The 14,777-nt window shown below is 65.6% G+C and carries 8 protein-coding genes; 4 read left to right on the top strand and 4 right to left on the bottom strand.

Annotated elements, in window-relative coordinates:
* Positions 1–9 precede the first annotated feature (9 nt).
* The 4 genes from F9929_RS01395 to F9929_RS01380 form a co-directional block, all read right to left on the bottom strand.
* Positions 10–2,433, bottom strand: a complete 2,424-nt coding sequence (locus F9929_RS01395) for a PAS domain S-box protein (protein ID WP_193227568.1) — start codon at positions 2,431–2,433, stop codon at positions 10–12.
* Positions 2,434–2,558: 125 nt separating this feature from the next.
* On the bottom strand, positions 2,559–3,407 hold the full coding sequence (locus tag F9929_RS01390) for an amidohydrolase family protein (protein WP_193227567.1): 849 nt from the start codon (positions 3,405–3,407) through the stop codon (positions 2,559–2,561).
* Positions 3,408–3,468: 61 nt separating this feature from the next.
* Complete coding sequence (locus F9929_RS01385; RefSeq protein WP_210251291.1) at positions 3,469–5,019, bottom strand: GMC family oxidoreductase; 1,551 nt, start codon at positions 5,017–5,019, stop codon at positions 3,469–3,471.
* Complete coding sequence (locus tag F9929_RS01380) at positions 5,016–6,392, bottom strand: alpha/beta hydrolase (RefSeq protein ID WP_210251290.1); 1,377 nt, start codon at positions 6,390–6,392, stop codon at positions 5,016–5,018. Before F9929_RS01380 ends, F9929_RS01385 begins: the two co-directional genes overlap by 4 nt.
* Positions 6,393–6,716: 324 nt before the next feature.
* Here F9929_RS01380 and F9929_RS01375 point away from each other — a divergent pair, with 324 nt between their 5' ends.
* The 4 genes from F9929_RS01375 to F9929_RS01360 all read left to right on the top strand — a co-directional run bounded on the left by F9929_RS01375 (position 6,717) and on the right by F9929_RS01360 (position 14,767).
* Entirely contained in the window at positions 6,717–8,657 is a 1,941-nt protein-coding gene (locus F9929_RS01375) for a PrkA family serine protein kinase (protein WP_152044731.1), read from the top strand.
* Positions 8,658–8,670: 13 nt separating this feature from the next.
* A complete protein-coding gene (locus tag F9929_RS01370) occupies positions 8,671–9,969 on the top strand; it encodes a YeaH/YhbH family protein (protein WP_152044730.1) in 1,299 nt (432 codons plus the stop codon).
* Positions 9,966–11,504: a SpoVR family protein gene (locus F9929_RS01365; RefSeq protein WP_152044729.1), complete on the top strand. Its 1,539-nt coding sequence runs from the start codon at positions 9,966–9,968 to the stop codon at positions 11,502–11,504. The genes F9929_RS01370 and F9929_RS01365 overlap by 4 nt, the downstream gene beginning before the upstream one ends.
* 116 nt (positions 11,505–11,620) lie before the next feature.
* Entirely contained in the window at positions 11,621–14,767 is a 3,147-nt protein-coding gene (locus tag F9929_RS01360) for a sensor domain-containing protein (RefSeq protein ID WP_193227566.1), read from the top strand.
* The last annotated feature ends 10 nt before the right edge of the window (positions 14,768–14,777 follow it).

Genomic DNA, 14,777 nt, shown 5'->3' with positions numbered 1-14,777 from the left:
GGCGCCCCGTCACTTCAACGGAAGGTCGATCGTGCAGCGCACGCCATCGGCTTTCAGCTCGAAGCTCGTTTTCGCCTTGAGTTGATAGGGCAGCGCTTTCTCGATGAGTTCGCGGCCGTAGCCCGAGCTTTCCGGCATGGAGGTGGAGGCCGGCGTTCCGGAAACCCCGTTTTCCAGCCATTCGACCTTCAACCGTCGACCGCCGTCGCCTTCATCGACGCCCCAGGCCACGCGAAGACGGCCGGCCGGGGCGCGCAAGGCGCCGTATTTCACCGAATTGGTGGCGAGTTCGTGGAGGGCGAGAGCGAAGGTCTGGACGGTCGCCGAGCGCAGCGCCACGCCGCCCGGCCCATCGAGAACCACCCGCCCGTCGGCTTGTGCGAGATCGACGCCATGGGCGGAAAGCTCGGTGCGAAGAAGTTCGTCGAAGGCGATGCGCTCCCCGCCTTCGAGGCGAGACAAGAGCCCGTTCACCCTCGACAATGCCGCCAAACGCTCGTGATACCGGTCGAGAAAGTCCTTCGGCCCCACGGCGGCGGCCATGGTCTTGTCGGCCATGGAGCGCACGACGCCGATGAGGTTGCGCGTCCGATGCTGGAGTTCGGCGACCAGCACCTGCTGGCGCTCCTGAAGCTCGTGGAGGTCCTGCACGTCGGTGGAGGTGCCGAGCCATTCCAGAACGACGCCGGTTTCCTCGTCGCGCACCGGCAGGGCGCGCGTTTGGAACCAGCGATAGCGTCCTTCGCCCGTGCCGAAAAGGCGCGTTTCCATGTCGAGCGCTTTTCTGCCGTCGACCGAGTTCCAGTCGTTTCGGGCGCTCTCCCGGTCGTCGGGATGGAGAGCGTCGAGCCAGCCGAGGCCCTGTGCCTCGTGCAGCGTCTGCCCGGTATAAGCGCACCATTGCGGGCTCGCCCAGGTCCATTGCCCCTTCTCGGAAGCGCGCCAAAGAAGCTGGGGAATGCCGTTGACGAGAGCCTGCATCCGCCGCCGACTGCTGCGCAGCGTATCCTCCATCTCGACGCGCTGGGTGATGTCCTGGCAAACCCCGCCCACCCGCCGGATGACGCCCGCGCGGTCGCGGATGGGAAAGCCGGTATCCTGCATCCAGCGCACGGAACCATCGGAGGGACGCACGATCCGATAGATCATCTGCACGCTTTCGCCGGCCAGAGCGCGCGGCAGGGCGGTTCTGGCCTGATCGAGGTCGTCGGGATGGACGAGGTCGCCCCATCGCGAAAGATCGGAGAGCACCGATTCCCGCCCCTCGCCCCACATCCTGTCGAAGGCGGGGCTCAGATAATCGAGCCGCCGCGTTTGCGCGTCCACGATCCAGAGGACGTTGGTGGAATGTTCGGCGAAGGAGCGGAATCGTTCCTCGCTTTCGCGCAGGGCCGATTGCGTGCGGGCGCGCTCCAGGGCCGGCAAGGTGCGCTCGGCCACTTCCTGCGCCAGCGCCACTTCCGCGTCGGTCCAGTCGCGCGGCACGGGATGATGCAGGACGATGGACGCCACCCACTTGCCGTTCTTGACGAGAGGCACGGAAACAAGCGCGCCGATGTCGAATTCGGCGAAGAGTGCGCGCTCTTCCCCGCTCAACTTCGCCTCGTTCGCGACATCGGTCATGATCAGGACGCGCCCTTCCCGACCCTCCACGGTCAGGAAGTGATCGGGCCCATGCGCGGGAAACGTCCCGATCAACTCCTTCGCCATTCCAGGCGACAGGAAGTTGTGCTCCACGAGGTATCGCTCGCCGCCCTCGCCTTCCAGAACGTCGAAATAGAACACGCGCCCGACGCCGAGGCTTTCGCCGAGAAGCCGGGCGGAGGCTTCCTGGATGGCCAGGGGGTCGGCGAGGGTGCGAAGCGCATCGCTGAGCGAAAGCAGCAGGGATTGGCGCATGCGGCTTTGCCGAAGCCGCTCTTCCGTTTCGCTTCTGGCGCGCTCGGCGAGGACGCGTGCGGTTGTCTCGAAAACGGTGACGAGCACGCCGTCCACGACGCCCGCCTCGTTTCTCAACGGGCTGTAGTAGAGCGTGAACCAAGCCTTCTCGGGAAAGCCGTTTCGCGCAAGGGCGAAGCACCGGTCCTCCAGCGTCACGCTGCGGCCCTGCCGGACGCGCTCGTAGATCGCGGCGCTGAAATTCCACGCTTCCGGCCAGCAGTCGCGGTTCTTCTGGCCGAGAGCGGCGGGATGCTTCATCCCGATGATGTTTCGGTAGGCATCGTTATAGATCTGGACGAGACCCGGCCCCCAGAGCACCAGCATCGGACAATCGGAGGCGAGGCAGAGATCCACCACCGAACGCAAGGGTTGCGGCCATTGCGAGGGAGGCCCGAGAGGCGTCGAGCCCCAATCGAGATCCCGCACGAGAACCGCCATCTCGCCCTCGTCGAGACGCCGTCCGGCCGGGATGTCGAGGCCACCTTCGCCCATCGCCACATTCCGCGAAATCATCGGCAATGGAGGAAGATGCGCCGAGATTCCGGGGCTTGCAAGCGATCCTCACCGAACGGCGGCCGGTGCCCGGTTCGGTGAGGATGGTGCCCGCCGCCCGGTCGTCACGAGGCGAGGCGGTAGAAGCGCGCCGCGTTGCCGCCGAAGACCTTTTCCATGCCGCCCGGCCCGAAATGCCGGCCGAGAAGCTCCCGCGCCGCCTCAACGACATCGTCATAGGAGGCGGCAAGCGTCGCCACCGGCCAGTCGCTGCCGAAGATCAGGCGCTCCTCGCCGAAGCACGCGGCGACGTGGTCGACATAAGGACGCAAAGTCTCGCGCGTCCAGCCGGGCCCCGCTTCCGTCACCATGCCGGAAACCTTGCAGGAAAGGTTCGGGAACCGCGCCAGCGCCGCGATATGCTCGCGCCACGGATCGAGTGTTCCGGCCGCGATGTCGGGCTTCGAGAGATGGTCGAGAACCGCGCGAAGCTCCGGGACCTTTTCGAGCGCCTTCAGGACGAAAGGCAGATGGCGCGGGAAGGTGAGGATGTCGAAGGCAAGCCCCGTTTCCGCGACGCGGCGAAGGTTCTCCAAGACGCGCGGGCGCAGGATGTAATCCTCGGGAAGGCTTTGGAGCATTGGCCGAAGCCCGACGAACCAGGGGTTCTCCCGGGACTTGGCCAGTCGCTCGGGAAATTGCTCGCCTTCCATGTCGAGCCAGCCGACGACGCCCGCGACGAAATCCGTTCTTTCGGCGATGCCGAGAAGGAACTCCGTTTCCCCTTCCGTTTCCGCCGCCTGGACGAGAACGGTGCGCCCGATGCCGTTGCGCTGAAGGATCGGGGCGAGATCTTTCGGCATGAAGTCGCGCACCAGCGGCGCGACTTCATCGTTCAACCAGCCGTAATCGCCTCGCGCCGGCATCCAGAAATGCTGGTGCGCATCGACCGCGACCGCGCTTCCTCGCTCCATCATAGAGCCTCCCTCCCCGCTCGAAATCCCCGTCGGGGTTGAAACGGGGAGCACAGCGAAGTCAACCGTGGGGGCTGAGAAAGCGGTCGGCGGTTCGCAGCGACAGGGCCATGATGGTGAGCGCGGGATTGGCGGCCAGCGCGCTCGGGAAGACCGAGTTGTCGCAGATGAAAAGGTTTGGGACAGTGAAGCTGCGCCCGTCCGAGTCCACCACGGCGCGGTCGGGGTCCGTGCCCATCCGGCAGGTGCCGATCGTATGGGCGCTGCGGGCGAGGACGATCGCGTCCTTTCCGCCGGCCGCCCCGACGATCGCCTTCATGACGCGCGTGGCGTGGGCGTCGATCGCCGTCTCGTTCTCGCCCATGGTGAAGCTCACCTGAGCCTTGGCCATGCCGATCTCGTCGCGCTCGGCCGAAAGCTCCAAACGGTTGTTCTCGTTCGGCAGGCATTCGGTGTTGATGCCGACGCCGGCCATGAAGCGGTAGTTGTCCATCGCCTCCACGAGCCGCCGCCCCCACAGCCCGCCGCCGCGCGCCATTGTCGTGGCGAGCGTCAGGGGCATGACACCGAGGCTCTGGATCAGGTAGCCGCCGGCGAAATCGGCATCGGGCGGGCGCACCATGTCCTCGGTCAGAAGCGAGGACGGATAACCGCGATAGCCCCGCATCTCGGCGTCGAAGCGGCCCCAGACCTGCGTCGCGCCATGGGCCATGAAGTTGCGCCCGACCTGCCCGTTCTCGTTGGCGAGCCCGCAATGAAGAAGAAGGCGCGGGGTTTCGACGCCGCCCGCGCAAAGAAAGAGGTTGGCGCAAGGCTGCCGGTGCTCGCGGCCGTCCTGGATGTAGAGAACGGCGGTGACACGGCCTCCGGCGTCGCGCTCGATGCCGTGGACCCGCGCTTCCGCGCGGATTTCTGCCCCGTGCATCACGGCGAGCGGCAGATAGGTCGTGTCCATCGAGGCCTTGGAGGAATTGCGGCACCCCTGATGGCAGGAGCCGCAATTGACACAGGCCTGACGCGTTTCGCCCCCTTCCTGCGGCCAGTCGCGCGAAACGATCGCGGCCGGGGCGTCGGTCGCGCGGATGCCGAGCGCCTCGCAGCCGCGCATCATCATGTCGGCCGAGGCGTTGCGTTTGGCCGGCGGCAGGGGATAGCGGCGGCCGGGGTCCCACGGATAGTCCGCCGGACCGGAAACGCCCAGAAAACGCTCCACCCGCTCGATATAGGAAATCAGTTCGGCGTGCTCGATCGGCCAGTCCTCGCCGACGCCCGTGAGGCTATGGAGCTTCAGGTCGCGGCGGTCGGGCCTCGGCGTGAAAGCCCCCCAATGCAGCGTCGAGCCGCCGACCCCCATGCCGCTATTGTTGGCGCCGAAGGCGGTCGGGGTTTCCCCGCCGGTCAGGCGCTCCTCCATCCAATTGATGTCGGAGCCTTCCATCTCGTCGGCGGTGTGGTCGCTCGGCCGGAAATGGGCGCCGGCCTCCAGCGCCACGACGCGAAGGCCCTTGGCGGCAAGCGCGGCCAGAAGCGGCGCGCCTCCTGCCCCGGTTCCGACGACAACAGCGTCGACGCACTCGTTCTCACCGTAGCGACGCATGGCGGAGGCCTTCATCGTGCGAGTTCCATCGCCGGTTCCCAGGCTTCGCGCTCACCCGCCGCCAGCCGCTCGAAGCCCTGCTTGCGCGCCCCGTCGCCGCCATTGGCGAACCCGTCGAAGCCGATCCGCGCCATGGTGGCGGGGTGGGCGAGCCATTGCCGCACGAGATCGGTGCGCGCGTCCTCGAACCAGACGGCCATCTGCGCGGGCGACAAGGTCCCCCACGAGACGTCAAAGCGCTCCGCCGCGATGTCTTGGAGAAGCGCGTCCTGTTCCGCCTCGCACCGCCCGCCGAAGCCTTCGAGCACGTCGAGGGCCGCGCGATAGGCCTCCGCATCCGGCGGCATGGTCGCGATGCGCCAGCCATCGCCCCTATCCGCCGCGAGTTGCGCGTCGACGCGGGCCGCGAGGTCGATCCGTGGGGCTTCCTGCGGCACCACACGGTCCGTCACCGCGCGAAGCGTTTCGAGTTGAGCACCATTCAGCGCCTTTGGCAGGTAGTTCGGATCGTCGGGAACGGCGCGGGCGGCGAGGATGGCGCGCGTTCGGCGACTCACGCGGTCGGACGCGATCATGCGCGCGAAATCCACCGGCGGCACCGGTCCGAGCCCCGCCGCATCGCGCCAGAATGCCGAGATCGCCTCAGCCACTTCGAGGGGGCGTTCCAGCGGCAGAAGGTGGCCCGCCCCTTCCAGCACCAGAACTTTCGCGCGCGGATAAATCGGACCGTTCTCGCGCCGCTGGCCTTTTTCCCCGAGATCGTCGCCGTCCTCGCCACCGGCCAGGATCAGGGCCGGAACGTCGAGAGTGCCGACCGCCTCGCGCCAGTCCTCGCGGCTGCCGCGCTCCAGCCAGGCGCGCCAAGCCTCGCGGGTCGTGCGCTTCAGATCGGCCCTTGCCAGCGCGTCGAGATCGGGCGGCAAGGCCGAGCCGGTATTGCCTTGGATGAACTCGCGCGCCGCCGCATCGTCGAGGCCGCCCCGCTCCGTCCAGGCCAGCATGCTCTGCCTCCGCGCCTCGTCCATGGGCTCGGGCGACGGCGGCGAGCCGGCGAGAAGCACGACGCCGGCCAGACCGAACAGGCCGGGCTCGCCTTTCATCGCGCGGGCCGCGACGATGGTCGCTATCTTGCCCCCCATGCTGTGGCCGAGAAGGAGCCAGCGCGCGGGCCCACGCGCCGCCACCACGCTCGACACATGGTCGGCCATCGCTTCCACGGTGACGCCCTTGCCCGCCGGCGCATCGCCGAAGCCGGGAAGATCGATCGCGACGATGTCGAACTTCTCACGAATAAATCCGGCGACCGGCTCGAAGGCGCGGGCGCTCGATCCCAGCGCGTGGAGGCAGAACAGCGTCGGGCGGTCGAAACGCGGCAGACCGGTCGGCATCGGGTTCACATTTTCCATCATGACCCGGCTAAAGATTAGGCGGCCGGCGGATATCTCCACCCGCTGGATCATTGTGTCGCGACAAGGCCGGCTTTCCGGGGGGAAGCGGACCAATCGACGCCCGAGCATCAACTTAGTTTGAAGCTCCGAGCCCTTCGATCGCCCTGCCCGGCTTGCGCCGGAGCGCTTCCGGGTCAATCTTCATGATGAAGGGTCGCAATCAAAATTTCCCCGGAAGTCGATTGCGTGGAGACCGACGGTCTGATCCGATCACCGATGTTGGACCGGTCGTTGAACGCGCTCTCGCGTTGGAACGGAGGCAGCATGTCGAGCCTATTGTTCGAGTCCTATTCCGAAGCCTACGAGGCACGGCGCCAAACGGTGCTGAGCTTGCCCGAATACCTGGAAGCCTGCCGAAGCGACCCCCTGATGTATGCCGGCCCGCACGAGCGACTGCTCGCGGCGATCGGCGAACCGCAACTCGTGGACACGTCCAAGGACGCCCGGCTCGGCCGCATCTTCATGAACCGCACGATCCGCACCTATCCCGCCTTCGCCGAGTTCTACGGCATGGAGGAAACGGTGGAGCGCATCGTCGCCTTTCTGCGCCAGGCCGCGCAGGGTTTGGAGGAGCGGAAGCAGATCCTCTACCTCCTCGGCCCCGTGGGGGGCGGCAAGTCCTCGCTCGCCGAGCGCATCAAGCTCCTGATCGAGGAACAGCCGATCTATGTCCTGAAGGCCGGCGACGAACTGTCCCCCATTTTCGAGAGCCCGCTCGGCCTGTTCGACCCCGACACGATGGGGCCGATCCTCGAAGAGGAATACGGCATCCCGCGCCGGCGCATCACCGGCCTGATGAGCCCCTGGTGCGTCAAGCGGCTGGACGAGTTCGGTGGCGACATCAAGCGCTTCAAGGTGGCCAAGCTCGTCCCCTCGCGCCTTCGCCAGATCGCGGTGGCGAAAACCGAGCCCGGCGACGAGAACAACCAAGACATCTCCTCGCTTGTCGGCAAGGTCGATATCCGGCGGCTGGAAATGCACGCCCAGAACGATCCCGACGCTTATTCCTATTCGGGCGGCCTCAACCGCGCGAACCAGGGCGTCCTCGAATTCGTGGAGATGTTCAAGGCGCCGATCAAGATGCTGCATCCGCTTCTGACGGCGACGCAGGAAGGCTCCTATGTCGGCTCGGAAAATATCGGCGCGATCCCCTTCACCGGCATGATCATGGCCCATTCCAACGAGGCTGAATGGCGCTCGTTCAAGAACAACAAGAACAACGAAGCCTTCATCGACCGCATCTACGTCATCAAGGTGCCCTATTGCCTTCGGGTCGACGAGGAAACGCATATCTACGAGAAGCTCGTCAGAAATTCAGAGCTGTCCGCCGCCCCTTGCGCGCCCGAAACCCTGGAGATGCTGGCGCGCTTCGCCGTCCTGTCGCGTTTGAAGGCGCACGAGAACTCGTCGCTCAACGCCAAGATGCGCGTTTACAACGGCGAGAACCTGAAGGAGGTCGATCCCAGAGCCCGCACCATGCAGGAATATCGCAACGCGGCGGGCGTCGACGAGGGCATGGACGGCATCTCCACGCGCTTTTCCTTCAAGGCCCTGTCGGCCGCCTTCAACCACGACACGGAAGAGGTCGCCGCAGATCCGGTGCATCTCATGTACGTCTTGGAACAGGCGATCCGGCGGGAACAGTTCCCGGACGACGTGGAAGCCAGCTATCTCGAATTCATCAAGGGAGACCTCGCCCCCCGCTATGCCGAATTCATCGGCAACGAGATCCAGAAGGCCTATCTCGAATCCTATCACGACTACGGGCAGAACCTCTTCGACCGCTACGTTTCCTATGCGGATGCCTGGATCGAGGATCAGGACTTCAAGGACCCGGATACGGGACAGCTTCTCAACCGCGAATTGTTGAACGGGGAACTCTCCAAGATCGAAAAGCCGGCCGGCATCGCCAATCCGAAGGACTTCCGCAACGAGATCGTGAAGTTCTGCCTGCGCTACCGCGCGACGAACGGCGGCCAGAACCCTTCCTGGACGAGCTACGAGAAGATCCGGGAAGTGGTCGAGCGGCGCATGTTCAGCCAGGTCGAGGACCTTCTGCCGGTGATCTCCTTCGGCTCCAAGAAGGACTCGGACTCGGAAAAGAAGCACGGCGAGTTCGTGGACCGGATGATGCGGCGCGGCTTCACCCAGCGCCAGGTCCGGCGGCTGGTGGAATGGTACATGCGCGTTCGGCAGGCCGGTTGAGTTCGAGGGCCCCATGCACATCATCGACCGTCGCCGCGATACGAGCGGCAAGTCCCTGGTCAACCGCCAGCGCTTCATCCGCCGCGCGCGGGGCGTCCTGCGCCAGGCGGTGCGGGACGCGGTCAAGTCCCGCGCCATCCGCGACGTCGGCGAAGGCGGCGCGGTGTCGATTCCGGCCGGCAGCGTGCACGAGCCGGTGTTTCGCTCTGGCAGCGAAGGGGGAAAACGCGACTACGTGCTGCCCGGCAACAAGAGCTATGTCGCCGGCGACCGCATCAAGCGGCCGAAGAACGGCGGGGGCAAGGGCGCGGAAGGCGCCGAGGACGGGTCCGGCGAGGACCAGTTCTCCTTTGTGCTGACGCGCGACGAGTTCCTCCAGTTCTTTCTGGAAGACCTCGAACTGCCCGACATGGCCAAGCGCCAGGTGCTTGGCGAGGACAAGGAAAAGCGCGTCGTCGCGGGCTTCCGCACCACCGGCTCGCCGGCCGCCCTGTCGGTGTCGCGCACCCTGCGCCGCAGCCTGTCGCGACGCATCGCCCTCGGCCGGCCCGATGCCGGGGAAATCCGGCGTCTCCAGGGCGAGATCGAGGGGCTGGAGCGCTCCCACAGTGACCCGGAGCGCCTCGCCGCCTTGAAGACCGAGCTGGAAGGCCTCCTGAAGCGCATGAGGACGGTGCCCTTCATCGACCCCGTGGACCTTCGCTACCGCCGGCTCAACACGGTTCCCGAGCCCTCCGCCCAGGCCGTGATGTTCTGCCTGATGGACGTGTCGGGCTCCATGGACGAGCACATGAAGGATCTCGCCAAGCGCTTCTTCAGCCTTCTCTATCTGTTCCTCGAAACGCGTTACAAGCGCGTCGCCGTCGTTTTCATCCGCCACACCCACGAGGCGCAGGAGGTGGACGAGGAAACCTTCTTCCGTAGCAGAGAAAGCGGCGGCACCGTGGTTTCCACGGCGCTGCGTGAAATGGAGCGGATCGTGTCCGTGCGCTTTCCCCCCGCCCAATGGAACATCTACGCCGCGCAGGCCTCCGACGGCGACAACATGGCGAGCGACAACGCCGTGTCGGTCGAGTTCCTGCGCTCCGCGATCCTGCCGCTGGCGCAATACTACGCCTATCTTCAGGTCGGGCGGGGCGACGAGGACCGGCCCTTCCGCTCCAACCACGAAAGCGGGCTTTGGCGCGCCTACGAGGGCCTGCTCGGAGGAGACGTGCCGATGGCCATGCGGAAAGTCGGCGAGCCGCGCGACATCTATCCGGTGTTTCGCGAACTCTTCGCGCGGCGAACGGACAAGCGGGTTTCCGCATGAGCGCCATCCCGAAAAGTCCAGCCTCAGGCCTTCTCTTCACGGGCGCGGAATGGGACTTCACCACGCTCGGCCGGATCTATGGCGGGGTGGAGCGGGTCGCCTTCGAGGAACTCGGCCTCGACATCTACCCGAACCGCATCGAGGTCATCACCGCCGAGCAGATGCTCGACGCCTATGCCTCGACGGGCATGCCGCTGTTCTACCGGCATTGGAGCTTCGGCAAGCGCTTCGTGCGCGACGAGACCCTTTACCGCAAGGGCTGGCAGAGCCTCGCCTACGAGATCGTCATCAATTCCGATCCGTGCATCGTCTACGTGATGGAAGAGAACACGGCCCTCATGCAGACCCTGGTGCTGGCCCATGCCGGCTTCGGGCACAACCACTTCTTCAAGAACAACTACGCCTTCCGGCAATGGACCGATGCCGGGGCGATCCACGATTATCTCGCCTTCGCCAAGTCCTATGTGGCTGCTTGCGAGGAGCGCTACGGGGTGGAAGCGGTGGAGCGCGTGCTGGACGCCGCCCATGCCTTGATGAACCACGGCGTCCACCGCTCGCCGGCCAAGCACGCGACCGATCTTCGCACGGAGGAAAAGCGCGAACGCGAGCGGCGCGAACATGGCGAGCGGCTGTTCAACGACCTGTGGCGCACCGTGCCGGCGGGCGCGGCGAAGGTGAAGGCGCATTCGCGCGACGAGGAACGGCGGCGCGCGATCCTCGGCCTGCCGGAAGAGAACATCCTTTATTTCCTGGAAAAGACCGCGCCGCGCCTCGCCCCCTGGCAGCGCGAGGTAATCCGCATCGTGCGCCTCATCTCGCAATATTTCTATCCGCAGCGTCAGACCAAGGTGATGAACGAGGGCTGCGCCACCTTCGTCCACCACCGTATCATGACGCGCCTCCACGAGACCGGCGCCATCACCGACGGCGCGTTCATGGAGTTCCTCCATTCCCATACCAACGTCGTCACGCAGCCCGATTTCGACGACGGGCGCTATGGCGGCATCAACCCCTACGCCCTCGGCTTCTCCATGATGGAGGACATCGAGCGCATCTGCCTCCATCCCGACGAGGAGGACCGGCGCTTTCTTCCCGACATCGCGGGCTCGGGCGACCCCATGCGTGTCCTGCGTGAGGCCTGGGCGAACTATCGCGACGAAAGCTTCGTGGCGCAGTTCCTCAGCCCCCGCCTCATCCGCAAGCACCGCTTGTTCCGCATTCGCGACGACGGCCTGTCGGAGCATCTCTTGGTGGACGCCATCCACGACGAGCGCGGTTATCGCGAACTGCGTCGCTCGCTGGCCCGGCATTTCGACGTGTCGCGCCAGGACCCCGACATCCAGATCGTCGACGTCGACCTGGAAGGCGACCGGCGTCTTCTCCTGCGGCATCACGTGGTGGACGGCGTCAGGCTGGAGCCGGGCGACGCCAAGCGCGTGCTGCAACATCTGGCCGAGCTTTGGGGCTACGACGTGCGGCTGGTGGAAGCCGACGACACCAGAACCTACGCCACCTTCGACGCCGAGCCGTCCTAGACCGAAGGTACGAAACCGCGCCGAACGCTGCCGGACGCAATCGGTTCCACACCGATTCATCCAGGGTCAATTCTTTCTGTCTACAAGTTGGGAGAAACCAATCAGATGCCTTCTCCGTGTCGACAGAATCAGCCGAGGCCGGCCTTCTCCTTTCCGAACTGCAAGCGCTGAACCGCAGCTTCGCCACCGTGGTCTTCGACCATGCCGGCCGGATCGTGCGGGCCAACAACCGCTTCCTGCGCCTGTTCGGCTACGAACTGGACGAGGTGATCGGCCAGAACATATCCCTGTTTGCTCCGCCCGACGAGACCGCCGCTGCCTATGGCGGCGACGAAGACGACGAGGATGGCACGAGCCTGTCGCGGCGCCTGCGCAAGGACGGATCGGAAATCTGGGTCCGCTTCCACCGCACGCCGATCCGCGACGCCGCCGGGCGCTTGAAGGAAAACGTCGCCATCGTGTCGGACGTTTCGTCGCAGCAGCGCCGGACCGCGGACGATCGCAGCCAGATCGAGGCGATCCACAAGTCGCAGGCCGTGGTTCAGTTCGCGCTGGACGGCACCATCCTCGACGCCAACGACCGCTTCCTCGACATCGTGGGCTACCGCCTCAATGAGATCGTCGGGTGTCATCACCGGATGCTCGTCGAGCCCGCCATCGGCGACAGCGAAGCCTATGCGGATTTCTGGGGCCGCCTTTCGCAAGGATGCCATCAGGCCGGCGAATACAAGCGCCTGGCCAAGGGCGAAATGGAGGTGTGGCTTCAGGCCACCTACAATCCGATCTTCGACCCGTCCGGCCGGCTGGTGAAGATCGTCAAATACGCTCTCGACGTCACGGCGCAGAAGCTGCGGCAGGCCGAATACGAATGGCAGATCGCGGCGATCCACAAGTCCCATGCCGTGATCACCTTCGATCTGAATGGCGCGATCCTGGAAGCCAACGACATCTTTCTCGACGCCGTCGGCTATTCCATGGCGGAGATCTGCGGCCGGCATCACCGCATGTTCGTGGAGCCCTCGCATGCCCACAGCATCGAATATGCCGGCTTCTGGCGCGATCTGAATCTCGGACGCCACCATGCCGGGGAATACAAGCGGATCGGCAAGAACGGCCGGGAAATCTGGCTTCAAGCGAGCTACAACCCGATCTTCGACATGAACGGCCGCCCCATGCGGGTGGTGAAATATGCCAGCGTCCTGACGCACGAGAAGCGGCAGCACGCCGACCACCAGGGACAGATCGCGGCCATCCACAAATCGCAGGCCGTGGTGTCATTCGGGCTGGACGGCAAGGTCCTCGACGCCAACGACAACTTCCTCGACATGATGGGCTATCGCTATGTCGAGGTGCTCGGGCGTCACCACCGCATGTTCCAGCATCCCGGCGACCGGGATACGCAGACCTCCGCCGCCTTCTGGCGCGAGCTCGGGGAAGGACGCCATCAGGCCGGCGAATTCCTGCAGATCGGCAAGAACGGCCGCGAGGTCTGGCTCCAGGCGACCTTCAACCCGATTTTCGATCTGAACGGGCGGCCCTTCAAGATCGTGGAATACGCCGTCGACATCACCGACGAAAAGCTTCGGCGCGCGGATTATCAGGGCCAGATCGAGGCGATCGGCAAGTCGCAAGGGGTCGTCACGCTGTCGCTCGACGGCACGATCCTGGAGGCCAACGAGAACATTCTCGCCGCCCTCGGCTACGACGCCGAGGAGTTGCGCGGCCAGCATCACAGCATGCTGGTGACGCCCGAAGCGGTGGGCAGCGACGATTATGCCAAGCTTTGGCGCAAGCTGCGCGCCGGCGAGTTTCACAGCGGCATGATCGAGCGGGTGGGCAAGAGCGGCCGCCGGGTTTGGCTCCAGGCCACCTACAACCCGATTCTCGACCCGAAGGGCCAGCCCTTCAAGGTCGTGAAATTCGCGACCGACGTGACCAAGAACGTCGCGCTCGCCGAAGCCTTCGAGGACGCCAAGCGCCAGGCGCAACTCGATTCCGTCACGGGCCTGCCGAACCGGGCCCGCCTGATGTCCTTTCTCGGCTCGGCGCTGAACCATTCCACGGCGCGCTTTTCGCTTTTCTACCTCGATCTCGACCGGTTCGCGGACGTCGGCGAGGCGCTCGGACACGAGGGAGCCGATGGCGTTCTGGCCGAGATCGCCGATCGCCTGCGCCGTTTCATCGAGGACGACCAGATCGTCGCGCGCGTCGGCAACAGCGAATTCGTGATCGCCGGCCCCGATCAGGAGAACGACGAGACGGAAGCGTTCTGCGACCGGTTGCTGGCCGCCATCGCGGTGCCGGTGCGCTTCAAGAACCGGGAATTTGCCTTGAGCGCGTCGCTTGGCATCGCCGTTGCGCCGGACGATGCACGCGAAGCCGACGAGCTTCTGCGCTGCGCCGACCTCGCCCTGTCGCGGGCCAAGGAAGAAGGCGGTGCGCGATACCGCTTCCATTCCGCCGAGCGCAACGCGCGCAGCGCCGCCGACCGGCGGACGATCGACGAGATGCGCCGCTCGATCGCGCTCGGCCAGTTCTTTCTGGAATACCAGCCGCGCTACGACACCAACAACCGCACCGTTCGCAGCGTCGAGGCGCTGGTGCGCTGGCTGCATCCCGAACGCGGTCGCATCAGCCCGGCGGAGTTCATTCCGCTGGCAGAGCGCAGCGGCCTTGTCGGGCCGCTCGGCGAATGGATCTTGCGCACCGCCTGCCGAACCATCGCGCCGATGTCCGGGATCGGCGTTTCGGTGAACGTCTCGCCCGTCCAGTTCAGGGACGACCGCTTCTGCGACGTGGTGGCCTCGGCCCTGGCCGAAGCCGGCATGGAAGGCTCGCGGCTGGAACTGGAGATCACCGAAGGCGTCCTGATGGAGGATGCGGAGCGGGCGCGGCACATGATCGGCCAGTTGAAGTCGCTGGGCGTGAAGCTCGCGATGGACGATTTCGGCACCGGCTACTCGTCCATGAGCTATCTCTGCGATTTCCCCTTCGACGTCATCAAGATCGACCGCCGGTTCATCTCCAACATGGAGGATGGCGGCGGGCGGGCCGTGGTGCAGGCGATCCTGGGGCTCGGAAAGGCGCTCGGTCTCGATGTCACCGCCGAGGGCGTCGAGACCAACGAGCAGCTCGCCATGCTGACCCGCGACCAGTGCCGGGAAGTGCAGGGTTTCCTTCTGGCGCGCCCGATGTCGGAAGAAGCTCTTCTCAGCAAGCTGAACGAGGATGCCGAACCGGTCCGCAGGACCGCCTCGGCCTGATCGTCGAGCC

This window comes from Aureimonas psammosilenae, assembly GCF_009176975.1.
In the GTDB taxonomy this organism is placed as follows: domain Bacteria; phylum Pseudomonadota; class Alphaproteobacteria; order Rhizobiales; family Rhizobiaceae; genus Plantimonas; species Plantimonas psammosilenae.
The sequence above is the reverse complement of the archived record's forward strand: the minus strand, read 5'-3'. Positions and strand labels throughout refer to the sequence as shown.